Source organism: Haloechinothrix sp. LS1_15 (assembly GCF_033042135.1).
Taxonomy (GTDB): domain Bacteria; phylum Actinomycetota; class Actinomycetes; order Mycobacteriales; family Pseudonocardiaceae; genus Haloechinothrix.
This window is the reverse complement of sequence record NZ_WBXM01000004.1, coordinates 158,849-182,833: the sequence shown is the minus strand read 5'-3', so window position 1 is coordinate 182,833 and position 23,985 is coordinate 158,849. Positions and strand designations below refer to the sequence as shown.

Below are 23,985 nucleotides of genomic sequence, written 5' to 3'. Positions count from 1 at the left end.
GACGCACTTGCTGGCGATTGCTCAGCCGATGGATTGGAATTCAGTAGAGAGCGCCTCGACCGGTGTCTCGTGTGGGCGCGGAAGGTCCTCACGGGCGACCGTCTCGCGGAGGAGTTCGACCGCCCGGTCGGAACTGATCAGCCCGCGGCGATAAGCGCGCACGGCAGCCTGAGAGTAGCTGGGGGCCAGCGCGGTCGGCTGGAGTTCTTCGGTCAACTGCACGCCAAGTTCGAAGTAGTCCGCGCGAGTCGGGCGTCGGGACTGTAGTGCGGCGAACTCGGTCTGATCGATCAAGCCGAGGGTCGTCGCATGCGATATGGCCGCTGACCAGCTCACACGGTACTCCGCGGCCAGCACGATCAGCCGTGTGCGGACATCCTCGTATTCCTCAGACAGCTCAGACCAACGCTTGCGGACCGAGGCCCCGGGCATCAGAAAGTGTACGGCGAACGCGTTGATCAACGCCTCCCGTTCGTCGCGCGTCGCGCTGATCCCGAGATCCGGGGTGTACTCGTCTGCCAAGACGTGGTGCCCAAGCTCGTGTGCGAGGTTGAACCGTCGGCGCCCGGCGTCGACCGCTCCGTTGACTAGGGCAACGCCGACGTCGCCGACGCGCACGTAGCCACCGTCGATCACACTGGGACCCAGGTCGAGCGAGAACGCAAGAAGCCCGAGACCTTCGACGGCCTTCTGCAGATCCGGGAGGGGGCCGTCGCCCACGTTGAGGGCGGCGCGGGCATGCAGTGCTTCGGACTCGGCCTCGTCCAGCGTGGTGACGCCTGCCTGGACGGTCGTCGACACTAGAGACAAGGCGTGTACGTCGGTCAGCAACTCGACGCCACGGCCCACGCGTTCAAGCTCGTCGTCGAGCACACGCACGTTTTGATCAGGGGACAACCCGTCCCTGCGGCTCGCGATGGCTGCGGGTGGTTCGGTGAGGAACCACTCCACTGAACGCCCGAACGTTTCTGCCAGTCGCGCCAGCTCGAGCGCGTCGAGCTGGCGCTGGCCAAGTTCGATGCGCGCCACCGTCGTGCGGTGCGTGCCGATCCGTTCGCCCAGTTCACGCTGGGTGAAACCCGCACGCTTGCGAGCCAGAGCGACGCGTGACCCTACCTCTGACCACAATCTGAGTCGCACAAGTGTCACCTCATGGCCAGCACTTGATGTGCTAAATCAGCACTTCAAGAAGGTAACACTTGCGCAAGTGTGTGCGTGGCCGTCTCGCGTAGCAGACGTCGACTCCGATGGTCGGCAGTGACACGTTGGGCACGAGGAGGTACGCAAGGTGAGAACTACACTTGTGCGCTCAGTACTGCGCCGGATCACGACGCACATCATCCGGTTCGATAGTGAGGGGGCTCTGTGCGACCACAGCCGACGACGCTTTACCACTTCACGCATGTCGACCACCTCGCCGAGATCGCACGCCGCGGCTTGCTCGCTGACTCGGCCATCCAGGGAAGCGGCCTCCTCCGTGCTGAAGTCGGTCACATGAACATCAAGGATCGTCGCAGGTCAACAGCGGTACGGATTCCCCGGGAGGTGTCGTCGCCGATTACGTTCCCTTCTACTACGCGCCGCGTAGCCCGATGATGTTCGTGATTCATCGCGACGGTGTGCCGACCTACGACGGCGGCTGCGGCCAGCTTGTCTACCTCACCACGACCATCGAGCGGCTGGTAGAGCTCGGCATACGACCGATCTTCACCGACCGGAATGCGACGATCGCCTATGCCGAGGTCACCAACGAACTGACCCGCCTGGATGACCTCGTCGATTGGGAGTTGATGGCGGCCACATGGTGGAACAACACGGACGCCGAACCAGACCGCAAGGAGCGCCGAATGGCTGAGTGCCTGGTCCATCGGCGAGTACCCTGGCACGCGTTCCAGGAAGTCAGCGCACAAAGCCCGGCATGCGCACGCCGAGCTCAGGAGATACTCTCATCGGTCGGGGTCGAAGCAACGGTGGCTGTCAGACCCGCGTGGTATTACTAACCTTGTGGGGCGACTACTCATGATCACGGAAGCGCAAGGAAACCTGCTACAAGCGGACGCCGACGCGCTGGTGAACACGGTCAACACCGTCGGCGTGATGGGCAAGGGCATCGCCTTGCAGTTCCGCCGTGCGTTCCCAGAGATGTTCGAGGACTACAAGCGCGCGGTGCAGGCGGGCGAGATCGACCTCGGCCGTGTGCATGTGTGGCGGTCGCAAGCACTCACGGGACCTCGCTTCGTGATCAACTTCCCTACGAAACGGCATTGGCGCGCGAAGTCCCGTCTCGGTGACATCGAGCAAGGACTCAACGACCTTGTCAGGGTCATTCGAGAGCTCGACATCACGTCGATTGCGATTCCGCCTCTCGGGTGCGGGCAGGGCGGTCTCCGATGGTCGGAAGTTGAGCCACGCATACGCAAGGCCATGACGCGGGTATCGGAGGTTGATGTGCTGCTTTACCCGCCCGAGAAAACCCCCAGCGCAACCGCGATGCCAACGGCTACCGACCGGCCCAAGATGACTCCTGGGCGCGCCGCGCTGATCAGAATCCTCAGTCTTTATAGTATGCGGGCAACCGGCGTGTCACTGATCGAAGTTCAGAAGCTCATGTACTTCCTGCAATTGGCTGGGGAGCCACTGCGGCTGAACTTCACCAAACATATCTATGGTCCGTATGCCGACAACCTGCGACATGTCCTGAATAAGATCGAGGGTCATTATCTCGTCGGCTTCGGTGATGGCAGTCAGCTGGTGCAGGAGTCTGAACCACTCCGGGTTCTTCCCGGCGCAGACGACGAGGCAGCCGGCGCCCTGGCTGAACACCCGGAGACCGAGCGCCGTATCGAACGGGTGTTGGAACTGACCGGTGGCTTCGAGTCCGCCTACGGCATGGAGCTGCTTTCCAGCGTGCACTGGGTGTGCACCCACGAGCATGCGGATCGAACGGCGGCCATCGAGCACATACGCCGGTGGACGCATCGAAAGAGCGCATTGTTCGAGCCCGCCCATATCGAGGCGGCATGGCGACAGCTGGAAGACCATGGCTGGCTCAATCAAGAGCTTGCCCATGCTGACTCGAGATAACCTACTCGCGAGATAGTGCGTCGACCGGTCCGCGCTGGCTCAGTGCGTGGGCACGGTTCGGGCAGCCTGCGGTGATCGTCCAACCAACGAGGGGCGGCGATGTCCAGCAAGTATCCCGAGTTCCAGCTCCGCCTGCCCCATGGTGGCCCGGTCGCCAGAGGTCAGCTGCTGGAGGAGATGGGCGCCAACGGCAGTCAGAAGTTCCGTGACAGTGAACGGCTTCCTGTTCAACCTCGCGACGGTCTTCGAGGACTTCGTCACCGTCGCGCTCCGCGACGCGCTGGCCAGCCACTGCGTCATGCAGGCTACCCACCACCTCGACGAGCGCGACGCGGTACGCGTGGTCCCCGACTTGGTTCAGTACGCCGCAGATGGGACGCCGCTGGCCGTAGCCGACGCCAAGTACAAGGCAGAGCGACCCGAAGGGTTTCCCGACGCGGACTTGTACCAGATGCTCGCCTACTGCACGGCGTTGAACCTGCAGGAGGGGCATCTCGTGTATGCCAAGGGCACTGCGCCGCACGGCTCGCACCGCGTGAAGCACGCGGGTATCGACATCCACCAGCACGCACTCGATCTTGACCAGGCACCGTCCGCGCTGCTTGCCGATGTCCACGTCATAGCCGAACGCCTCACCCCCGACCGGCTCACACCGCGGCGCCGACCCGCAGGGCCAGCGCGAGCGCGCCCATGAGCTCCGCGCGATCACCCAGCTCGCCGGTGGCCACCCGCAACGCGGCGGCCGCGTCCGGCTGAGCGTAGCGGTCGACCGAGTCGCGGATACCGCGGACGAGCGCTGCTGAAGACCCCACTTCGCCGCCGACGACCACGGCCGCGGGGTTGAGGCTGTTGCACAGGTCCGCGAGCACCCGGCCGATGGTGCGGCCCGCGTCATCCAGGACCCGGTTTGCCCCGGCATCACCGTCGCGCCCCAGTTCCAGCACACGGGGTACCGTCAACGTTTCCTCGTGCGCGGGCTGCAGCAACTCGATCAGCTTCGGCGCGGAGACCTGCGTCTCCAGGCAACCGCGGCTACCGCAACGGCACACCGGACCATCCGGGTGCACCCGAACGTGCCCGATCTCCCCCGCGATCCCCGAGGTTCCTCTGTGCAGCTTGCCGCCGAGCACCAGCCCGGCACCCACCCCGCCCGCGACCTTCACGTAGATCACGTCATCCACTCCGCGCGCCGCACCGTGGGTGAGTTCGCCGAGCGCTCCCGCGTAGGCGTCGTTGTCCACCGATACGGGGTGTCCGATACGGCGTTCCAGCTCGGCGCCAGGGGACAGGCCGCGCCAGCCAGGCAGCACCGCGGACGTGATCGTGCCGGATCGCCAGTCGACGGGACCGGGAACCCCCAAACCGACGCCGACGAGATCATCGATCGTCTGCCCCGCTTCAGCCAGAGCGTCCCGAGCCAGCCGTGCGGCGGTGTCGAGCGCTCCCCGGGCGTCGTGATCCACGTCGAAGTCCGCGAAACGCTCAGCACGCACGTGCGACGTGCGTTCTGCCACCGCGACCCTGATGTGGCGGTGACCCAGGTCCACGCCCAGCACCACCCCGGGGGTGCGCGCCAGCCGGAGCAAGACCGGCGGCCTGCCGCTGCCTCCCTTGTGCGGTGTGCCGCGCTCCGGCTCGGCGACCACGACACCGTCCCGGATCATGTCGTGCACCAGGCTCGACACGGTCGCCCGGGACACGCCGGTCATCCTGGCGAGATCCGCCCGGCTGAGCGCGCCCGACGTGGCCAGCGTGTCGATGATGCTGGCCCGGTTGGCGCGCCGCAGGTCCTCGAGCGAGCTGCCGTGACGCATGTCCCACACCATAGCCATTAATTCGATCTACGTACAAATTATGCGAGATCAACTGACTTATTAAGCATTGACACGATCAAATCCCCCTTCTAGGTTAACGCCTCGGACATGCTCCGGCATTCTCCGACAGCTGACCCGACACCGGATCAACGGGAGGCAACGCGTGCAGAGATCGGCAGCAACGATCGAGGTGAGGCCGCAATGGTGACGATGGGACCAGGCCAGAACCCCGCAACCGGCCCAGCAGGCGGGAACGGGGGCCCCAACGGAAGTACCGGCAACACCGTGTACTCCGCGCTGATCGCCGGGGTCGCCGCCCTCGGCGGTTTCCTCTTCGGTTTTGACACCGCCGTCATTAATGGCGCGGTCGGTGCGATCGACGCGACCTACGAGCCCGGATCGCTGCTGCTCGGTTTCTCGGTGGCCTCGGCACTCCTCGGTTGCGCTGTCGGTGCGTGGTTCGCTGGGCCGCTGGCCAACCGGCACGGCCGGGTCCGGGTCATGCTGCTAGCCAGTGTGCTGTTCAGCGCCAGCGCGATCGGATCGTTCCTGGCCTTCGACGTGTGGAGCCTGACGTTCTGGCGCGTGATCGGCGGGTTGGCGGTCGGTGCGGCGTCGGTCATCGCACCCGCCTACATCGCCGAGATCGCCCCGGCGCGACTGCGTGGCAGGCTCGGCTCGCTGCAACAGCTGGCCATCGTGATCGGGATCTTCGTCGCGCTGCTGAGCAACTTCCTCATCGCCACCACATCCGGCGGCGCGACCGAACCACTGTGGTTCGGGGCCGATGCCTGGCGGTGGATGTTCCTCGCCGAGCTGGTGCCCGCCATCGCCTACGGAGCGCTGGCCATGCGCATCCCCGAATCCCCGCGGTACCTGGTCTCGCAGTCACGTGTGGCCGAAGCGACCGCGGTGCTGCGCCGCTGCATCGGCGAGGCAGCCGAGGAACGCATCGCCGAGATCCGGGCCACGCTGCGCACCGACCGCCCGCCACGGGTGTCCGACCTGCTCGGCCCGCGGCTCGGGCTGCTCCCGATCGTCTGGGTGGGCATCGGGCTCTCGTTGTTCCAGCAGCTGGTCGGCATCAACGTGATCTTCTACTACTCGACGGTGCTGTGGCAGTCGGTCGGCTTCACCGAGGCCGACTCGTTCCAGATCAGCGCGATCACCGGCATCACCAACATCGTGGTCACCTTCATCGCCATCGCCACGGTGGACAGGATCGGCCGCAAACCGCTGCTGCTGGTCGGCTCGGCGGGGATGTTCGTCTCGCTGACGACGATGGCCCTGCTGTTCGGCAACGCCCCGGTCGTGGACGGCGAGCCCAGCCTCGGCCCCGTGGCCGGGCCTGCGGCGCTGATCGCCGCGAACGCCTTCGTGGTGTTCTTCGGCGCCAGCTGGGGCCCGGTGGTGTGGATCCTGCTCGGCGAGATGTTCAACAACCGGATCCGCGCCGCCGCGATCGCGGTCGCGGCCGCCGCGCAGTGGCTGGCGAACTTCGCGGTCTCGACCACGTTCCCGGTGCTGAGCGATCTCGGTCTCGGGTTCGCCTACGGCTTCTACGCCACCTGTGCCGGGCTGAGCTTCCTGTTCGTCGCCCGCATGATCGCCGAGACCAAGGGCAAGGAACTGGAGGACATGCCGGAGGCAAGCACAGCGGAAGCCGATCGCGTCCGCACGTGACGCGCGCCGCCACGACAGGGCGGCCAGCGTACCGGGCTCCTGTCACGATGGGAGCCCGGTACGCTCGGGGTGGGCCGGCGCAAGATACACGGAGGTCGCGGGTGGGTTCGGAACGGGTCGTGCTGCTGGATCAGCACGGTAACGCGACGGGCACCGCGAGCAAGCGCACTGTCCACAATGCTCGAACTCCGCTGCACCTCGCGTTCTCCTGCTACGTCTTCGACGATCGCGGCCGGTTCCTGCTCACCAGGCGAGCGCACGACAAGCGCACCTGGCCAGGCGTCTGGACCAACAGCTGCTGCGGGCATCCGGCTCCCGGCGAATCGCTGACCACCGGGGTCACCCGCAGGCTGCGCCAGGAGCTCGGCCTCGAGGTCGACGCCATCGACCTCGTCCTACCCCGGTTCCGCTACCGCGCAACGATGGCGGACGGGACGGTCGAGAACGAGATGTGTCCGGTGTTCCGGGCGGTCACCGGCGGCGTTCCCGATCCCGATCCCGACGAGGTGGCCGAGGCCGCCTGGGTCGACTGGGCCACGCTGGTCGACGACGTCCTCGCGGGCACCCGCGAGGTATCGCCGTGGTGCCGTTGGCAGGTCGTAGAACTGGTGCGCCTGGGACGGGATCCGGCGCGGTGGCCACTCGCCGACGCGACGGACCTTCCGGCTGCCGCATCGATGTAGCGGAGAGGTCGCCTGATCGGCCGAACTCCCGATATCGAGGTGTCACATAGTAGTCCTGGACATACGCAGTGTTAATAGATACTGTGGACATTATCCATTGACCCATGGAATAGTGCATCGTTGCGAGCGCGGCGATCCGGTGGCGGGATCGGTGCTTCCCCGCACTACCAGGCGGGAGACGGCCGGCCCGGGAACGGCCCAGCAGGCCGACCCGCAGCCATCTGAGGGGGTGCTTCGATGGCCCTGTTACTCGGAGCCGTCGCTGCCGGACCAAACGTGGTCACCGTCTGGTCCGGTCTCCGCGCCTGGGCCGCCAAGCGAGGCATCGCGCTGGACTTCGTGCTCTACTCGCACTACGAGCATCAGGCCGAGGAGCTCGCGAGCGGTCGCATCCACGCGGCGTGGAACTCCCCGCTCGCTTGGATCCGCTCCGCCCGGCTCGCCGACACGCACGGGCTGACGGTGTGGCCGCTGGTCATGCGCGATTCCGATCAGGATGTCACCTCGGTCATCCTGGTACGGCACGACTCCCCGTTCACCACGCTCGCCGAGCTCGCCGAGCACACCATCGGCCTCGGCGCTCCCGACTCACCCCAGGCAAACCTCGTACCACGGCACGTCCTGCGGTCCGCCGGCCTCGTGGCGGACGAGAACGTCGCGATCCGGCAGTTCGACGAGGCCGTCGGGCTGCACGGCGACGACCCGGCGGGCGAGCGGGAAGCGGCACGCGCGCTGCTGGCGGGACAGGTCGACGCGGCGGTCATGGTCGACCTGAACTACTTGCTGCTCACCAGGGAAGGAACCCTACCGCCGAGCAGCACGCGAGTTTTGAGCCGCACCCCGCCGTACGACCATGCCAACCTCACCGTCAGCGACGCGGCACCACCCAGGCTGGTGCACCGGTTCGGCGAGATGCTGCTGTCCATGTCGTACACCGATCCAGAGTGCACGCCGCTGTTCGACCTCCTCGGCCTGTTCATGTGGTGCCGGGGCCGCACGTGCGGCTACCGGCTCCTGGAGGCCGCTGTGGATACCGAGGGCTTCTACAGCCCCGACGGATCCATCACCTGGATGAGCGATTAACCGCGCCCGGAGGGGTATCCATCACCCAGGAACGAACCGTATTCCACTACTCCATGAGACGGTGGACGCATGGTCGAGCCCTCGGCTGCACCGGAGGCGATCTACCACCAGCTCGCCCAGGTCGGCAAGGCACTGTCCAGCGCGAAACGCCTCGAACTGATCGAGGTCCTCGCCCAAGGTGAGCGCACCGTCGAATCCCTGGCGCAGGCGACGTCGTTGAAGACCACCACCGCATCGGCGCACCTGCAGAGCATGTATCGCGGCGGGCTGGTCACCAACCGCAAGTCCGGGACTCACGTCTACTACAGCATCTCGGGCCACGAGGTGCTCGCCGCGTTCGTGGCGCTGCGCGAGCTCGCGCTGACCCGGCTGGCCGCGGCCGAGCGGGCACGACTGCAACTCTGCGCCGAGGACGAGATGGCCCCCCTACCCCGCGCGGACCTGCTCACCGAACTTCGCGGGGGGCGTTGCATCGTGCTCGACGTGCGACCTGCGGTCGAGTTCGACGCCGGGCACATCGTGGGCGCGCGCTCCCTACCGTGGGAACGGCTGCCGCAGGACATCGACACCGTCCCCGACACGGTGGACATCGTGGCCTATGGCCGGAGCGCGTACTGTCCGCTGCCCTTCGAGGCTGTCCGGCTGTTGCGCAGCAAGGGCACGGCCGCACGTCGCCTCGACTGCGGGTTCCTGGAATGGCGCTTCGAGTACCGGCCGTCCGCGACGGGCGCGGGATAGCGCGCACCATCACGTTCCGCCCGCGAAACGCGGCACGCCTTGGCCGCCTGTTTCCTGCCGGGCGTCGCTGGCCAGCCGGGGGTCGCCCGCGGCAAGGAACAGCTCCACGCAGTGGTCGACGAGCCCGTCCTGGTCCACCGCGAGCGAGCCGTCGAGCCAGGAGGTCAACGTCTGGGCGAGGCCACCGACGAGGAACTCCGCGACCAGGTCGAGCCCAGCGCTGTCGTGGATGCCGTAGTGCCGCTGCGCCTGGCCGACAAGCAGCCTGGCGAACATGCGGGTGGAGGCGACGCGGCGCTGCGCCATGCCGACGGTGCTCAGCGCCGGGGAAAACAGCAGCCTGCCGCGCCGCGGATCGTCGGCGATGGTGCGCACGATGGTGCCCAATCCGGCCCGCAGCTTCGAGCGGGTATCCGGCGGGGCAGACTCCACGGCCCGCAGCGTCTCGTCGGCGAAACCGGAGACCACGTGCTCGAACACGGCCGCGGCAAGCTCCTCCCGCCCGTCGAAGTTCTCGTAGAAGTAGCGCGCCGTCAGCCCGGCCTGCCGGCACACCCCGCGCACGGTCAGCCCCGGTTCACCGTCGGCGGTGCCGAGCAACTCCAGCCCAGCCTCGATGAGCTGCGCCCTGCGCCCTGCCTGCCGGTCGTGCCCGGCCACTCCGCCGTAGACCCGTGGTGACGTGCCAGCCATGACCTCCATCTTGACAGATCGGGCCCGTAGGGCGTTCCATATCTGATAACATACGTATTCAGATTGCAGACCTGGAGGCGCCATGGCACTCACCCGGCGTCGGCGAGCGGCGACCATGGACGACATCATCGTGGGAGCGAGCCTGCTCGCAGGCACGGCTAACGTGATCATGCAGCTCGGCAGGCCGGGGGTGGGCTACGGCGTCGTCGAGAGCACGGTGGAGAGCGGGCAGGTCTTCCGGCACCCGATCAAACGCACCCGCACCACGCTGACCTACCTCGCCGTCGCCGCGCTCGGCGCCGAGGAGGAACGGCGGCACTACCGCCGCGCGGTCAACGGCGCGCACGCGCAGGTCCGCTCCGGCGAATCCAGCCCGGTGTCCTACAACGCCTTCGACCCGGACCTCCAGTTGTGGGTAGCAGCCTGCCTGTACAAGGGCGTGGAGGACACCTGCGCTGCCTTCCTCGGCGAGCTCGACGAACACAGCTTGGACGAGATCTACCGGGAGTCCGCGCGGCTCGGTACGACACTGCAGGTACCGGCGCAGCTCTGGCCAGCCGACCGGGCGGCCTTCGCCAAGTACTGGGACGACGCGCTCGACGCCGTGCACATCGACGACACCGTGCGCGCCTACCTGCACGACCTGGTCGAGCTGCGCTTCCTGCCGCGGACGGTGGCTGCCCCGCTCGCGCCGTTCCACAGATTCGTCACCACCGGCTTCCTTCCACCCCGGTTCCGCGAGGAGATGCGGCTGCCGTGGACGTCACGTCAGCAACGGCGATTCGACCGGCTCACCGGCGTGGTCGCCGCGGTGGTGAACCGGTTACCACGGCCGCTACGGCAGTTCCCCTACAACCTGTGCCTGGCCGACCTGCGGTGGCGCATACGGACGGGACGCAACCTGGTGTGAACCGCCTATTCCGCGATACTTGCGCGGTAACCACACCGATCCTCGCATCCACGACAACGGGAACTCGGAATTCTTCACGGCGGTAGAACAAACAGATAGTTAACGGCCGTGAGATCGCCGCTAACGGCACTGACAAAGCGACGGTGATATCGATCATAGATCACTCTGGATCAGCCACGAACCAGCGCAGATTGATCTTCGTAATGTCTATCCATATGGGACTTTTATCAACCGTCAGTACAGCTCAATCAAGGGATTATCGCACCCACTAGCGATCACAACAGACAGATCAGGAACCCGTGATGAACTGCCTCAGGCTGAACACGCGAAGCGGTGTTCCCGGGAAAAGTACTGGACGAGCGCGAACCTTCCATGGCTAGCATGGTGACGGTCTCTGTTCCGTCCGGAGACCGGGCCCGCAGGAATTGCCGGATGGGCAGAATCCGGCAAGGCTTCACAACCCGGCAGGGCGGTCTGGGAGGGACTGCCTGTGCGCGTTCCCGTCAACCACCGCAGCGCGCTGTGGTTGGTGTTCTTCCTCAACGGGAGCGTCCTGTCGAGCTGGGCGCCACGCATCCCCTCGGTCAAGGACGAGCTCGCGCTCTCCAATGCCGAGCTGGGCGTGGCGCTGCTCGGCATCGCTCTCGGATCGGTGCCCGCCCTGCTGGTCACCGGCAGGTTGCTGCGCCGCGTCCCGGCACGGACGTTGTGCCGGGCGTCCGGGTTCGCGTTCGCCGCCGCCCTCCCACTGATCGCCGCGGCCACCGACCTCGCCACACTCGCCCTCGCGCTGCTGACGCTCGGCGCGGCGAGCGGGGTGCTCGATGTGGCCATGAACGCCGCGGCCGTACAGCTGGAGCGTGCCAGGGGAAGCTCGCTCCTGCCCGGCCTGCACGGCGCCTACAGCCTCGGTGTGCTCTGCGGCTCCGGCGCGGGAGCGCTGGCCGCGGGGCAGCTGCCGGTGGCCACGCACTTCGCCACGGTCACCGCCGTCTTACTCGGGGCACTCGCGCTGGTCTGGCGGGCCATCCCCGGCGGCTGTGCGGGGCACGAGACAGCAGATCACGGCGGTAAGCGCCGCGGCCGCGTCGCGCCGGGCCTGGTGATCTTCGCGGTGTGCGCGCTGCTGATCGAGGGCATCGTCACCGACTGGTCGGCGGTGCTGGTGCGGGAGGAGCTCGGCGGAACGGCCACGCTGGCCGGTCTCGCGGTCACCGTCTTCAGCGCGGCCATGGCGACCTCTCGCACCCTGGGCGACCGGCTGGTCAACGCCACCGCACCAGCCACGGTGGCGCGCCTGGGAGCCGCGCTGACCATGGTCGCCCTGCTGGCGAGCCTCGCCCAGCCCCACCCGCTGGTGTTCATCGCCCTGCTCGTGCTGGTCGGCCTCGGCACAGGGCCGCTGTTCCCGCTGGCCATCAGCGTCGCCGCGACACGAGCCACCATCCCGCTCGGCAGCGTCACCGCCACCCTTACCGCCTGGGCCTACCTGGCTTACCTCACCGGCCCGCCCGCGGTCGGCACCCTCGCCGAAACCACCGGCCTACGCGGCTCGCTCGCCACCATCGGCGGCATCGCCGCGCTCGCCATGCTCATCCTCAGCTTCCTGGCCGTACGCAGGCCAGGATCACCCCAGCCGAGAACCACCCCAGCCGGTGTCGAAGCACCGGATCAGGAAGGAGGAATCATGGCCGATATCCACGAGGTTCCCGCGACCGGCCACCAAGCACGGGAGTTGTACAGCACCATCGAACCGGCACGTGCCGCCACGCTGCGTGAGGCGATCACCAGCGCAGGCAACGATCGAACGATCTGGCACATCAACTCCACCGCCCACGGTGGCGGCGTCGCCGAGATGCTGCGCTCCGCGATCAGTTATGCCCGCGGCTGGCAGATCACCCAGCGCTGGCTGGTGATCACGCCACCGCGCGAGTTCTTCGCGGTGACCAAACGGCTCGACAACGGCATCTCCGGGATCGCCGACTCGCTGCCGCTCGACCGCCACGACCAGGCGATCTACGCGGAGACCAGCAGGCGGCTCGCCGCCAGCCTCGAACGCTACATCGCCCCAGGTGACGTGGTGATCCTGCACGACCCGCAGACCGCGGGGCTGGCGCAGCGTGCCCGAGCGCTGGGGGCCCTGGTGCTGTGGCGCTTCCACAACGGCAACGACCACCCCAACCCGTACTCCACCCACGCCTGGGAGTTCCTGGCCGGGTACCTGAACGAATCGCACGGCATCATCGCCACGCTGCCGCAGTTCGTTCCGCCACTGGCGTTCCGCCGCCCGATCGCGGTGATCCCCCCGTTCATCGACCCCGCCAGCCCGAAGAACGAACCGCTCGATCGCGAGCAAGTGCGCGCGATCCTGGCCGAAGCCGGGCTGATCACAGGCCAGGCGTCCCCGGGCGCGCAACACGCGGTCACGCTGCGCGCCGACATCACGCGCGACGGCCCACCCCCACACCAGGACACGCCGATGATCCTGCAAGTCGGGCGCTGGGATCCGGTCAAGGACATGCTCGGGGTGCTGCGCGCCTTCCACGAGCACCTGGCCCCGGACACCGAGGCGACGCTGACCCTGGCTGGGCCAGCTGTGGACGGCGTAGCCGACGATCCCGACGCCGGCCGCGAGTTCCGCCGGTGCGTCGAGTACTGGCGCTCCCTCGACCCCGAGGTGCGGTCCAGGATTCAGCTGGCGTGCCTGCCGATGGACGACCCGATCGCCAACGCGACCGTGGTCAACGCGCTCCAACGGCACGCGACCGTGGTCGTGCAGAAGAGCCTGTCGGAAGGGTTCGGTCTGACGTTGACCGAGGCCATGTGGAAGGCGAAGCCCGTCGTGGCCAGCGGTGTCGGGGGCTTGCGTTACCAGCTCGGCTACCAGCCCGAGTGCCTCGTCGACGATCCCGACGACCTGGCGACGTTCGCGCACACGGTGCGGCGGTTCCTTGCTGAGCCCGACAGCCGGGCGGAAGCGGGCCAGCGCGGCTGGCAGCGCGTCTACCGCGACTTCCTGCCGGACAGCCACCTATGCAAAGAGCTGGAGTTCACCACCGGACTCCGGAACGAGGTGCTGCAATGAACATCCTGGCAGTGGGAGCTCACCCGGACGACATGGAGATCCTCGCGGCGGGCACGCTCGCCGCCTACGCCAAGCAGGGCCACACGGTGACGATCTGCGTGATGACCAACGGTGAGCTCGGCTCGGAAACCCTGCCGAAGCAGGAGATCAGCGAGCTGCGCAGGGCCGAGGCGGAACGGTCGGCCACCGTCCTCGGGGCGGAGTTGCTGTGGCTCGACGAACCGGACGGCTTTCTGTACGACACCCCAGCCACGCGCGCGAAGATGATCAGCGCGATCCGCACCGCGCGCCCCGATGTAATCATCACGCACTCCCCGGAGGATTACCATCCCGACCACCGCACGGCATCGAAGATCGCGGTGGACGCCAGGCAGCTGGGATGCTGTGCGCTGTTGTCGCCGGAGGAGCCACCCGCGGGCACGATCCCGGTGGTGCTGCTGGCCGACACCCTCGGCGGGATCGGCTGCGAGCCCGAGTTCTGGGTCGATATCAGCGCGACGATCGGGATCAAGCTGGCGATGCTGCGCGAGCACCGCAGCCAGAACGACTGGTTGCGCTCGCTGCACGGCACGGACTACACCGAGTTCGTCGAGCGGCTCGGCTCGCTGCGGGGGCTCCAGGCAGGTACCGGCTACGCCGAGGGTTTCCGGCTGTACCGGGGCTATCCCGTACCTGCCGATGTCACCGAGCTGTTGCCGGGGAAGTGAGGCACCCGCGCAGATCCACCACCGGTACGTACGCCCGCGAAATAGGTAGTCATCTCCGCAATACGCACGATGCCCGGCACCGAATCACAGAGGAGCGTGTCTGGTGTCACATCCCTGCGAGGTGCGTTATGACTGACCACGAACTGCGACTGCTCCGGCATGCCGCCTGCGGCGAGCTACTGTTCCACAGGGGGTCCTGGGGTGGGCCGTCCGGCTACCGGTGGCGCGGCCCGGACGGCATCGAAGCCGGGCGCGTCCCGCCCTGGGACGAGACTGCCCTCGACCGCCTTGCCGAACACCGCCTCATCGCCATCGAAAGCAGGCGCGGCCCGCTCGATCGCCGCGTACACATCACCGGAGCCGGAGTCGCCGCGTTGGTGGCCACGGCACGGGCAGCCTGACCGGGGTGGGATCGCGATGGCGATCGACTCGAGCCCGCAGCCCTGTCCTCGCTGCTGCCGCCCCACAGTGCTGCTCACGCAACCGTGGGGGCGCCAGTGGGTGCATCTCGGCACCTGGCGCCCGCAGTGCGAGCCGTCGCTACGCACGCATGCCAGGCACTACTCACCGCCGCCATAGCACCGGCGCCCCCTCGCCGGTACGCGGCAGTGGTGACGGATACGGTCACACCAGATCGCGGGGCACCGAATCGTCCCAGTTGTAGGACGCGATCCGCTTCTCACCCTCGTAGGCATCCAGCTCCGCGCTGAACTGGAACTCCTCGGCCGTCGACGTCAGCACGGTGCGTGTGCGGGCCGAGATCTTCCAGTCGCCGCGCTGGAAGCCAATGCACCACTCCGTCTCACCCGTCGCCGAGGTGACATCGTTACCGACCCAGGAGTAGCGCTCGTAGGCGCGACGCGTCACGGTCAACTCGATGTCATCGAAGCGCACTGCACCCAGATCCTTGACGACCTCCAGCGCCGACCGGTAGTTGACCAGGTCCCGTGTCACGGTCCATCGCTCGTCACCCGGATCGATCTGGGTCACCGAGATCGGCTCGGCTCCCTCCGGCTCACCGAACGGCGCTTCCTGGTCGCCGTCCTTCTCCCGAGGCGGGCGGATCGGCAACCGCAGCTTGCTCGTCCCGGCGAACACCGTCAACCGCACTGGCTGCGGCGGTGGCCAGGCCAGCGGCCAGTAGGAGGTGGAAAACGCCAGCCGCAGCCGGTGTCCCGGCGGGATCGCCTGCGCCATGGCGTTCAGGGTCACGGTGACGCGGTACCGCTCCCCCGGCACGAGCGGCTCGGGGTCCTCGTGCCCGTTGCGGTGGGTGAGGTTGAGCAACCCGTAGCTGATGCGGGTGGCCTGGCCGTCCTCGGCGACGTCGGACAGCCGCACCGCCACCATCGCCACTGGCTGGTCCACGGAGAATTCCAGGTCGATCTCCGGGGCGCCCACGATCTCGCAGCGCTCGGTGAACTCATCGGTGTCGAACACCAGCGAGCCACCGTCCTCCTCTCGCTGGTCGTAGGGCAGATCAGGGGGCGCGTTGTAGGAGCACCACTTACCCGCGTACTGCCCGACCGACAGCGGCGACTCGATGGTCAGTTCCTCCTCGTTCACGTCCTCGCCCTGCCGAGCGATGCGGTTGCGTTCCAGCGGGAGCGTGGTCTCCGTGACGTTCGGCGACGGCCAGCTCGGCTCGCTGACCCAGCGGCCCGGGCGTTCGACGTAGGCGGTGAACGGCGGGACGGTCTCCTGCATCCAGATCCACAACATCGGATCGGCCATGACGTCGTTCTCGACGTCCTTGAGCCAGTGGTCCCACCAGCGCACCACCTCTTGCAGGAACCCGATCGCTGGCCCTGGCTCGCCCAGGTGCGGATACTTGTGACCCCACGGACCGACCAGGCCCTTACGCGGCACATTCAGGTTGGCCAGCATGCGGAACACGGCGTTGGTGTAGCCATCGGCCCAGCCACTGACGGCCATCACGGGGCACTGCACCGCGGAGTAGTCCTCGCAAATGGAGCCGTGCTGCCAGTACTGGTCGCGGCGCTGGTGCAGCAGCCACTCTTCCAGCCACAAACCGCTGCGGGACAGCCGGCGCAGCCACATGTCGCGCCACCGGTCGCCCACCACGGCGGGATCCGGCGGGCAGGAGTTGTAGGCGAACATGGTCGATGCCCACGACAGGTTGTCCGACAGCAGGCATCCACCCATGTAGTGCACGTCGTCGGCGTAGCGATCGTCGGTGGAGCTCACCGTGACGATGGCGTCCAACCCCGGTGGGCGGCGCGCGGCGACCTGCAGCGAGTTGAACCCGCCCCAGGAGATCCCCATCATGCCCATCCTGCCCGTGCACCATGGCTGCTTGGCCAGCCACGCGAGCACGTCCTCGGCGTCGGCCAGCTCCTCGTCGAGGTACTCGTCGGTCAGCACGCCCTCGGATTCGCCACTGCCCCGCAGATCCACCCGCAGGCACGCATAGCCGTGCCCCGCGAGGTACGGGTGATGGATGGAGTCCCTGCGGGAGGTGAGGTCGCGCTGCCGGTAGGGAATGATCTCCACGACGCCCGGTACCGGCTCAAGATCGGAATGCGCCGGACGCCACAACCTCGCCGACAGGCGCGTGCCATCGGCCATCGGGATCCAGATGTGCTCTTCTTCCCGGACGGCATAGGGCAGCTGAGTCACCGTCCGCATCGTTCACCGCTCCTCGACGCCTTCACTGTGTGCCTTCTAGTCTACGTTGTCGATCTCGAACTGCAGTGCAGCGACAACCTGCTCGAACTTCGCCGTCAGCTCCGCCTCGTCGTCGGCACCCATGTAGACGCTGGCGAGCTGGTAGCTGTAGTTGTCCTGCCGGTGCAGCTCAGACAGCCGATCGCCCTGGTGCACGGTGAGTTCGATCGTGGTGCCTGGCACGATGTGCTGGATCGCCTCGATCTCCTCCGGGGTGGGGATGCGCCGCACCACACCGTCGGTGAACCGCCGCACGAACCATTTCGCGGCGACCGCGTACGGGCCCTCGCGGTGCGGGAACCGCGGGTCCTGCCCCAGCGCCAGCCGCAGCATCGCCGCGTGGTTGGCCATACCGTCGACATAGGCGAACAGCTCGGCGTGCGACTGCGAGTGCCGGGAGTTGATCTCCAACAGTGCCACCGCGTCAGTCCCGGGGTCCCAGAAGTACTCGATGTTGAACGTCATCCGTTCCAGGCCGATCGCGCGGACCAAGCGGTCCGAGATGTCCTCGAGCCGCTCGATCACCGGTTCCGGCAGCGAAGACGGGTACTGGTACCGGAGGAAGCTGGGGCTGTTGTCGTAGCACACCGAGTCGACGACACCGTAGAGGACGACCTTGCCTTCGTAACGGTAGCCCTCGACGGTGACCTGCCTGCCGATGATGGCTTCCTCGACAAGGCACGCCCTGCTCCCTGCCTCGGCGATCTCGGCGGGTAGGTCGACGTACTTCAGCAGCGCTTCGAACGGGGTGGCCACCCAGTCCATGTTGGCGCGGATCGTGCTCAACGCATCCTGGAAGGCCTCGTCATCGTTCACACCGATGGCCAGGACCGAAGCGAACGACTTCACCGGCTTAACCCACATGGGGTATCGCAAGCCCTCCGGCGGTCCGCCGTCGTGGTCGGGGTCGACCAGCCCAAACGCCGGGTACTCCTCGATCACCTGCTGCTGCACCAGCCTGCTCCAGTACTTGTGCTCGCACATGAGCACCTCCTCCGGGCGCGCTCCCGGTAGGCCGTAACGCTTGCGCAGCAGCGGCAGCATGGTGCTGATGGGGAAGTCCCAGAACCCGATGATCGCGTCGATCGGGCCGTCGAAGGAATCGAGTTGCCGCTGGGCCTGCGCCAGCAGCTGGTCGAGGACGATCTCATCGCGGTAGATCTCCTCGAAGGTCAGTAACTGGTGGAAGGCACAGTCCGCGGCGCCGGGCATGTCCTCGAGGACTTGCCGGTTGTGCTCGTCCATTCCCAGGACGAAAACGTTCTTCGGCATCAGGTTCTCCGGTCAGCGATGGGGGTTGGCAGCCGACTGCGCCACGGGAGGCGGATGTGCGTCGTGCCCCTCTCAGCTTGCCGGATCTGGCCGCCAGCCGCAGCGCAGGACGCTCGCTGAGCCGCGCCACGTCAACACGGCGTGTCCAGGCGCCCGACACGACATGCCCGCGCGCCCGACACGGCATGCTGGGGCGCCCGACACGGCATGGCCGGGCCGGTGGTTGCGCGGGTACCTGGTCGGTGGTAGGCACCGAGCGTGGCTACCGTGGGATTCATCGGCCTTGGCATCATGGGTGGCCCCATGGCAGGCAACCTGGTCGCAGCCGGGTTCGAGGTGCTCGGCTACAACCGGAGCGAGCCAGCCAGGCAGCGGCTTGCCGGGCGGGGTGGGCACACGGCCGGTTCGGTCGCCGAGGCCGTGCGTTCGGCCGATGTCGTGGTGACGATGCTGCCCAATTCGGACACCGTTGAGCGGGTCGTGCTCGGCGACGACGGCGTCCTCGCCCATGCCGCCGACGGCGCGACCATCGTCGACTGCAGCACCATCCACCCCGAGACCGCGCGTACCGTGCACCGGCGCGCGGCCGACCGCGCGGTGGGCGCCCTCGATGCGCCCGTCAGTGGGGGTGAGCAGGGAGCCGTCGACGGCGACCTGGCGATCATGGTCGGGGGTGAGGCCACCGACGTCGCGGCCGCACGACCGGTATTGGATGCCATGGGCGCCACCGTGGTCCATGTCGGCCCGGCAGGCACCGGCCAGACGGTGAAGGCGGCCAACCAGCTCGTCGTGGCGGGAATGATTCAGGCCGTCGCCGACGGGCATCGTGTTCCTAGACGCGCACGGCGTGAACACCCAGGCGGCCGTGCGTGTGCTCTCCGGCGGCCTCGCGGGCAACGCGATCCTCGACCGCAAGGCGGACGGCCTGCTACGGCGCGACTTCCGCCCTGGTGGGCGGATGGAACTGCACCACAAAGACCTGGGGATCGCGCAGTCGGCTGCCCGCCAGGCGGGGGCGGCGATCCCGGCGGGCACCGAGGTGGCCCAGCTCATGGGTGCCATGGTGACGCGCGGCGACGGCTACCTGGATCATTCCGCGCTGCTGAAGCTCGTCGAGGAGCTGTCCGGGCGATGAGCCGGGAGCCGAACGTGGCGTTGGTTCCGTAGAAAGCGCTGAACGTCACGTTCAGCCCCACGCCCGACTCAGCGGTGGGCGACTCCGTGCCCGGCCAGTACCGCGCGGTAGCCCTCCCGGTAGGTGGGATAGGTGAAGCGGAAGCCGCTGGTCACCAGGCGGTCATTGCGGCAGCGCTTGCCGCGTACTGGTTCCCGGCCGGTACCCGCTGGTTGCGGCACGCCGAGCTCCGTCGCCAGGAACGACATGATCTCGGCCTGGGACGCGGGCGAGTGATCGGCACCGAGGTAGACCGAGGCGGGGTCGGCGACCCGGGTGGTCAGGTGCACGATCGCCGCGGCGGCGTCGTCGCGGTGGATCCGGTTGGTGTAGCCGGGAGGGTCCGGCACCGGCTCGCCCTCGCGCACCCGCCGCAGCAGCGCACCCCGACCAGGGCCGTACAGGCCGGCTAGCCGGAACACCGTCGCGCGGGGCACCCGCTCGTGCAGCAGCCGCTCGGCTTCGAGTAACACGGCCCCGTTCGGTGATGCCGGTTCGGCGGGCGTCTCCTCGTCGATCCAGCGCCCATCGGAGACCCCGTAGACCGATGTGGACGACACGAACAGCACGCGTTCCGGGTGCACTCGCCGCACCGCCTCCAGGGCGTTGGCCACACCATCCATATAGGTGGAACGGTAAGCCGCTTCCGTGCGCTGGTCGGCAGTCAGGGCGATCACGACGATCTCCGTGGTGCCCGGGATATCCGGTACCCCGTCGGTGAGATCGACCGGGTACCCCGTGATCTCCACGGGCAGGTTCCCCACCGTGCGGCGCAGCGCGACCACGTGGCGCCCCTCCGCCGCGAAACGTAACCCGACCTCGGTGCCGAGATCCCCGCACCCGACAAGCAGTACGCTCATGCTCACCTCTTCTGTCCACCGCCGGGTTCATCATCGCAGCGGTACCGCACCACGCCCGCAGCCGGTTCCCGCGAGGACGATGGAGCTAGTACTCCCTAGACCGTTACCGGCGGGAGTTCGGTGAGCACGTCAAACCGCATCTCGCTGGCCTTGGCCAGGTACACGCGCTGGTTCAGGTGATTGCTGCTGAGCCGAACCTCACCGCGTGGCCCGCCATACGCCACGGCCTCGGCCTCGGTGTACATCCGCCGCACGTCCAGCGCGTCAGCCTGGCAGGCCAGCGCCGACAGCAACCGCATCCCCTCGTAGCACGACTCACCCATGCTGTTCAGCAGCGGCGCTTCCGGGCCGAATCGCGTCGCGTACCGGCCGATGAAGTCCAGCGACTCGGGCGTGGCGACCGATTCGAAAAAGCCGGAGGCGCTGTAGATCTCGCGCGTGGCGCCCGGCCCGCTAGCCGCCAGCATGTTCTCCTCCATCAGTGGGCTCAGCCGCAGCAGCTCGCGGTCGAGCCCGGCCTGCGCGAAAGCCCGGTTGAACCGCACCGCGTCGTTGCCGACGAGGAACATCAGCACACCCTGCGCGCCGCTGCGCTCGATGCGTCGCAGCGGTCCGGCGAAATCCTCCGTGCCGAGCCCCACGTACACCTCGTCGCAGATACGCGCGCCGCACCGTTCGGCGTACCCGTGCGCTGCCGCGGCGGAGCCGCGAGGCCAGACGTAGTCGTCACCCACGATGCACCAGCGGCGCACACCGAGCTCGGCGGCCATCCACCGCATCGCGGGCAGCAGCTGGCGGCCCGGCGTCTCGCCTGTCAGGAACACCCCCGGCGTACGCTCGCCACCCTCGTAAAGTGGGGTGTACACGTACGGCACCCGATCGGCGACACGCGGTGCCACCACCTCGCGGACCGCCGAGATGTGCCAGCCGGTCACGGCGTCGATCGCCCCTGCCGAGATCAGCACGTCCAGCTCGTCGGCGACGCATTCCGGCCCGGCCGCGCCGTCGACGACGACCAGGCGCAGCTCCCGCCCGAGCACACCGGAGGTCGCGTTGATCTCGTCAACCGCGAGCTGGGCACACGCCTCGCAGGACGGTCCGAAGATTCCCTCCGGGCCTTGCAGCGGGATCACCAGCGCCACCTGCATGGTTCCCGTCTCCGGAGTGATCGGGCGTGTCACATCGCCTCGGGTCGACGATATCGGCTGCATGGAAGACTCCCATCGCTTGCCGCCCGGTCGGGAACACATAGTTCCAACAGGAATCATTTATAGTGACTATGACCGTAGTCGCGATCGGACGTGAGGCGCAATGACCGCACGCGTTGGCTGGCAGCTCGCCGAGCTCCTCACCCGCGCCGAGCACGAGGTGTCCCGTCGGCTGGGTGCGGCGCTCGATGCCGAGGGCCTGACGCTCCCCCAATGGCGCGTGCTCGCGTTGCTCGCCGATGGATCAGGGCACACCATGCGCGACATCGCCGAGCACGCCATGCTGCCCGCCGCCACGCTGACCCGGGTGATCGACCGGCTGGTCGAGGTCAACCTGATCTACCGGCGTGGCGACATCGCCGATCGCAGGCGCGTGCTTGTCTACCTCTCCGCCCGAGGCAAGAACCTCTACCGCAACCTCGCCGCCACGCTGGAACGGGAGGAGGAGGCCCTCACCGCGGCACTCACCGAGGAGGACAAGGCCCGGCTGGCCGAGCTCCTCGAACGCCTCACCGCACACCGTCGCTGACCCGGACGCCGCCACCATCCGGCGACGCAGGCAGCACCGCCTCAGCAGCAACGGAAGCCCGTATCAGTCTTGACTTATATTTCCATCCGGATTAGTTTCATCTGAAACTACTTGCGTCGGAGGGACCATATGCCGAGCTATGAGTACCGGTGCCGAAGCTGCGGCCCTCTGGAGCGCGTACACGCCATGGGAGCCGCACCTACCACCGAACCCTGTCCGGGCTGCGACGGCCACGCTCGCCGCGCATTCTCCCCGCCCCGACTGAATCGGGTATCCCGCGAGGTCAGCGCGGCCCGCGAATGCGCGGCCGAGAGCAGCGAGCGCCCGCGCGTCACCCGTCGCGACACCGACCCCCGGCCGGATCCCGCCCCGGCCCGACCGGAACTGGTGAAGCTGGTCGGCAAGCAGGCTGCCCAGCGACTGCGCCAGGCCCCGCACCCGGCAGACCCCGGCCGGTGATCCCGGCGACGAGCGAACGTGACAGCCCAGCCCATCAAGGAGGAAAGCCATGCCTGACGTGGTATTCAGTGTCGATCAGTCGAAAAGCATGACCGAGCAGGACGTTCCCGGGCACAACCGCTGGCATCCCGACATTCCCGCTGCGGTGGAGGTACGTCCCGGTCAAGAATTCCGTGTGGAATGTCGTGAGTGGACCGATGGGCAGATCGGAAACAACGACTCGGCCAACGATGTACGCGACATCGGCCTTGACCGATGCCATATGCTCAGCGGGCCGATCTCCGTCGCGGGAGCTGAGCCAGGTGACCTGCTGGTCATCGACATTCTCGACCTTGGCCCCGTACCGCAGGAGACCGGCCCGGTCGCCGGACAAGGGTGGGGCTATACCGGCGTGTTCGCCAGGAACAACGGCGGCGGCTTCCTCACCGACCACTACCCCGACCCCCTCAAGGCCATCTGGGACTTCCACGGGCAGCAGGCGACCTCCCGGCACCTTCCGGGGATCCGCTACACCGGCATCACCCACCCCGGGCTGTTCGGCACCGCACCGTCGGCGGAGCTGCTGGATCGATGGAACCAGCGGGAGCGCAACCTGATCGCCACGGACCCGGATCGCGTGCCACCGCTGGCCTTGCCGCCCAACACGTCCGACGTGCTCGCGGGAACGCTGCGCCCCGGTTCCGTCGAGTTCGACAAGGTCGCGCGCGAGGGCGCCCGGACCGTGCCAGCCAGAGAGAACGGCGGGAACCACGACATCAAGAACTTCACCCGCGGGTCACGCATCTTCTACCCGGTCTTCGTCCCCGGCGGGAAGTTTTCGGGCGGCGACCTTCACTTCAGCCAGGGTGACGGCGAGATCACCTTCTGCGGCGCGATTGAGATGGGTGGCTTTATCGACTTCGCCGTCGACGTCATCAAGGGCGGTATGGAGCGGTACGGCATCACCACCAACCCGGTGTTCATGCCGGGCAACGTAGAGCCTCGGTACTCGGAGTTCGTGACGTTCATCGGCGTCTCGGTGGACCACGACACGAACACGAACCACTACATGGACGCCACCGTCGCCTACCGGAACGCCTGCCTGAACGCCATCGAGTACCTGAAGCGGTTCGGCTACACCGGGGAGCAGGCCTACCTGCTGCTGGGGTCGGCACCGATCGAGGGGCGGATCAGCGGCGTGGTCGACCTCCCCAACGCCTGCTGCTCGCTGTACCTGCCGACGGCGATCTTCGACTTCGACATCCGGCCGTCTTCGACGGGTCCGGTGTCAGGCGATCGCGGCCAGGCCGCAGTCGCCAGCTGAGCACCGGGAGCA

The 23,985-nt window shown here is 67.6% G+C and carries 20 protein-coding genes and 2 pseudogenes; 15 read left to right on the top strand and 7 right to left on the bottom strand.

Going from position 1 to position 23,985, the window contains the following annotated elements; translation table 11 throughout:
• Positions 1-21 precede the first annotated feature (21 nt).
• Complete coding sequence (locus F8178_RS08215) at positions 22-1,140, bottom strand: XRE family transcriptional regulator (protein WP_317494090.1); 1,119 nt, start codon at positions 1,138-1,140, stop codon at positions 22-24.
• A 225-nt stretch (positions 1,141-1,365) separates the two neighbouring features.
• Between F8178_RS08215 and F8178_RS08210 the strand changes: the two are divergent.
• The 3 genes and pseudogenes from F8178_RS08210 (at position 1,366) to F8178_RS08200 (ending at position 3,778) form a co-directional block, all read left to right on the top strand.
• Positions 1,366-2,000 (top strand): annotated as a pseudogene (locus F8178_RS08210) (DUF4433 domain-containing protein).
• A 19-nt stretch (positions 2,001-2,019) separates the two neighbouring features.
• A complete protein-coding gene (locus F8178_RS08205) occupies positions 2,020-3,084 on the top strand; it encodes a macro domain-containing protein (protein WP_317494089.1) in 1,065 nt (354 codons plus the stop codon).
• Between the two features lie 205 nt (positions 3,085-3,289).
• Positions 3,290-3,778, top strand: coding sequence for a 5-methylcytosine restriction system specificity protein McrC (locus F8178_RS08200; protein ID WP_317494088.1), 489 nt, complete (start codon positions 3,290-3,292; stop codon positions 3,776-3,778).
• On the opposite strand, the gene F8178_RS08195 is transcribed toward F8178_RS08200, so the two are convergent.
• Positions 3,732-4,898 carry an ROK family transcriptional regulator gene (locus F8178_RS08195; RefSeq protein WP_317494087.1) on the bottom strand — a complete coding sequence of 389 codons (1,167 nt, stop codon included), beginning with the start codon at positions 4,896-4,898 and terminating at the stop codon, positions 3,732-3,734. The genes F8178_RS08200 and F8178_RS08195 overlap by 47 nt on opposite strands.
• Positions 4,899-5,099: 201 nt before the next feature.
• On the opposite strand from F8178_RS08195, the gene F8178_RS08190 reads away from it, so the two are divergent.
• The 4 genes from F8178_RS08190 (at position 5,100) to F8178_RS08175 (ending at position 9,085) form a co-directional block, all read left to right on the top strand.
• Positions 5,100-6,581, top strand: coding sequence for a sugar porter family MFS transporter (locus F8178_RS08190; RefSeq protein ID WP_317494086.1), 1,482 nt, complete (start codon positions 5,100-5,102; stop codon positions 6,579-6,581).
• A 101-nt stretch (positions 6,582-6,682) separates the two neighbouring features.
• Positions 6,683-7,264, top strand: a complete 582-nt coding sequence (idi, locus tag F8178_RS08185) for an isopentenyl-diphosphate Delta-isomerase (RefSeq protein WP_317494085.1) — start codon at positions 6,683-6,685, stop codon at positions 7,262-7,264.
• Between the two features lie 237 nt (positions 7,265-7,501).
• The gene (locus F8178_RS08180; protein WP_317494084.1) at positions 7,502-8,347 is read left to right on the top strand and encodes a PhnD/SsuA/transferrin family substrate-binding protein; all 846 of its coding nucleotides are present in this window, start codon (positions 7,502-7,504) and stop codon (positions 8,345-8,347) included.
• Positions 8,348-8,416: 69 nt separating this feature from the next.
• Positions 8,417-9,085 (top strand): metalloregulator ArsR/SmtB family transcription factor, encoded by a 669-nt coding sequence (locus F8178_RS08175; protein WP_317494083.1) that lies wholly within the window; start codon positions 8,417-8,419, stop codon positions 9,083-9,085.
• A gap of 9 nt (positions 9,086-9,094) precedes the next feature.
• Here the strand turns inward: F8178_RS08175 and F8178_RS08170 are convergent, their stop codons facing one another.
• Positions 9,095-9,778, bottom strand: a complete 684-nt coding sequence (locus tag F8178_RS08170; RefSeq protein ID WP_317494082.1) for a TetR/AcrR family transcriptional regulator — start codon at positions 9,776-9,778, stop codon at positions 9,095-9,097.
• 82 nt (positions 9,779-9,860) lie between these two features.
• On the opposite strand from F8178_RS08170, the gene F8178_RS08165 reads away from it, so the two are divergent.
• From F8178_RS08165 to F8178_RS08150, 4 genes are all read left to right on the top strand, one after another.
• Entirely contained in the window at positions 9,861-10,688 is an 828-nt protein-coding gene (locus F8178_RS08165; RefSeq protein WP_317494081.1) for an oxygenase MpaB family protein, read from the top strand.
• Positions 10,689-11,178: 490 nt separating this feature from the next.
• Positions 11,179-13,773 carry an MFS transporter gene (locus F8178_RS08160; RefSeq protein ID WP_317494080.1) on the top strand — a complete coding sequence of 865 codons (2,595 nt, stop codon included), beginning with the start codon at positions 11,179-11,181 and terminating at the stop codon, positions 13,771-13,773.
• On the top strand, positions 13,770-14,480 hold the full coding sequence (locus F8178_RS08155; protein WP_317494079.1) for a PIG-L family deacetylase: 711 nt from the start codon (positions 13,770-13,772) through the stop codon (positions 14,478-14,480). The genes F8178_RS08160 and F8178_RS08155 overlap by 4 nt, the downstream gene beginning before the upstream one ends.
• A gap of 128 nt (positions 14,481-14,608) precedes the next feature.
• A complete protein-coding gene (locus F8178_RS08150; protein WP_317494078.1) occupies positions 14,609-14,881 on the top strand; it encodes a hypothetical protein in 273 nt (90 codons plus the stop codon).
• Positions 14,882-15,104: 223 nt separating this feature from the next.
• Here F8178_RS08150 and F8178_RS08145 read toward each other — a convergent pair whose 3' ends face one another.
• Positions 15,105-17,129 (bottom strand): CocE/NonD family hydrolase, encoded by a 2,025-nt coding sequence (locus F8178_RS08145; protein ID WP_317494077.1) that lies wholly within the window; start codon positions 17,127-17,129, stop codon positions 15,105-15,107.
• A 36-nt stretch (positions 17,130-17,165) separates the two neighbouring features.
• Positions 17,166-18,440 (bottom strand): ATP-grasp domain-containing protein, encoded by a 1,275-nt coding sequence (locus F8178_RS08140; protein WP_317494076.1) that lies wholly within the window; start codon positions 18,438-18,440, stop codon positions 17,166-17,168.
• 258 nt (positions 18,441-18,698) lie between these two features.
• On the opposite strand from F8178_RS08140, the pseudogene F8178_RS08135 reads away from it, so the two are divergent.
• Positions 18,699-19,575, top strand: a pseudogene (locus F8178_RS08135) (NAD(P)-dependent oxidoreductase).
• 68 nt (positions 19,576-19,643) lie between these two features.
• On the opposite strand, the gene F8178_RS08130 reads toward F8178_RS08135, so the two are convergent.
• Positions 19,644-20,474: an NAD-dependent epimerase/dehydratase family protein gene (locus F8178_RS08130; RefSeq protein WP_317494075.1), complete on the bottom strand. Its 831-nt coding sequence runs from the start codon at positions 20,472-20,474 to the stop codon at positions 19,644-19,646.
• Between the two features lie 95 nt (positions 20,475-20,569).
• Positions 20,570-21,655 (bottom strand): substrate-binding domain-containing protein, encoded by a 1,086-nt coding sequence (locus F8178_RS08125; RefSeq protein WP_317494074.1) that lies wholly within the window; start codon positions 21,653-21,655, stop codon positions 20,570-20,572.
• 130 nt (positions 21,656-21,785) lie between these two features.
• Here F8178_RS08125 and F8178_RS08120 point away from each other — a divergent pair, with 130 nt between their 5' ends.
• From F8178_RS08120 to fmdA, 3 genes are all read left to right on the top strand, one after another.
• Complete coding sequence (locus F8178_RS08120) at positions 21,786-22,211, top strand: MarR family transcriptional regulator (RefSeq protein WP_317494073.1); 426 nt, start codon at positions 21,786-21,788, stop codon at positions 22,209-22,211.
• A 129-nt stretch (positions 22,212-22,340) separates the two neighbouring features.
• Entirely contained in the window at positions 22,341-22,670 is a 330-nt protein-coding gene (locus F8178_RS08115) for a zinc ribbon domain-containing protein (protein ID WP_317494072.1), read from the top strand.
• A 49-nt stretch (positions 22,671-22,719) separates the two neighbouring features.
• Positions 22,720-23,973 carry a formamidase gene (gene fmdA, locus F8178_RS08110; RefSeq protein WP_317494071.1) on the top strand — a complete coding sequence of 418 codons (1,254 nt, stop codon included), beginning with the start codon at positions 22,720-22,722 and terminating at the stop codon, positions 23,971-23,973.
• Positions 23,974-23,985: the final 12 nt, after the last annotated feature.

Bases quoted from the DNA above. Each gene is read 5' to 3' on its own strand.
- F8178_RS08205 (WP_317494089.1), top strand. From the start codon at position 2,020: ATGATCACGGAAGCGCAAGGAAACCTGCTACAAGCGGACGCCGACGCG.
- F8178_RS08195 (WP_317494087.1), bottom strand. From the start codon at position 4,898: ATGCGTCACGGCAGCTCGCTCGAGGACCTGCGGCGCGCCAACCGGGCC.
- F8178_RS08190 (WP_317494086.1), top strand. From the start codon at position 5,100: ATGGTGACGATGGGACCAGGCCAGAACCCCGCAACCGGCCCAGCAGGC.
- F8178_RS08180 (WP_317494084.1), top strand. From the start codon at position 7,502: ATGGCCCTGTTACTCGGAGCCGTCGCTGCCGGACCAAACGTGGTCACC.
- F8178_RS08175 (WP_317494083.1), top strand. From the start codon at position 8,417: ATGGTCGAGCCCTCGGCTGCACCGGAGGCGATCTACCACCAGCTCGCC.
- F8178_RS08170 (WP_317494082.1), bottom strand. From the start codon at position 9,778: ATGGCTGGCACGTCACCACGGGTCTACGGCGGAGTGGCCGGGCACGAC.
- F8178_RS08165 (WP_317494081.1), top strand. From the start codon at position 9,861: ATGGCACTCACCCGGCGTCGGCGAGCGGCGACCATGGACGACATCATC.
- F8178_RS08155 (WP_317494079.1), top strand. From the start codon at position 13,770: ATGAACATCCTGGCAGTGGGAGCTCACCCGGACGACATGGAGATCCTC.
- F8178_RS08150 (WP_317494078.1), top strand. From the start codon at position 14,609: ATGACTGACCACGAACTGCGACTGCTCCGGCATGCCGCCTGCGGCGAG.
- F8178_RS08145 (WP_317494077.1), bottom strand. From the start codon at position 17,129: ATGCGGACGGTGACTCAGCTGCCCTATGCCGTCCGGGAAGAAGAGCAC.
- F8178_RS08140 (WP_317494076.1), bottom strand. From the start codon at position 18,440: ATGCCGAAGAACGTTTTCGTCCTGGGAATGGACGAGCACAACCGGCAA.
- F8178_RS08130 (WP_317494075.1), bottom strand. From the start codon at position 20,474: ATGAGCGTACTGCTTGTCGGGTGCGGGGATCTCGGCACCGAGGTCGGG.
- F8178_RS08120 (WP_317494073.1), top strand. From the start codon at position 21,786: ATGACCGCACGCGTTGGCTGGCAGCTCGCCGAGCTCCTCACCCGCGCC.
- F8178_RS08115 (WP_317494072.1), top strand. From the start codon at position 22,341: ATGCCGAGCTATGAGTACCGGTGCCGAAGCTGCGGCCCTCTGGAGCGC.
- fmdA (WP_317494071.1), top strand. From the start codon at position 22,720: ATGCCTGACGTGGTATTCAGTGTCGATCAGTCGAAAAGCATGACCGAG.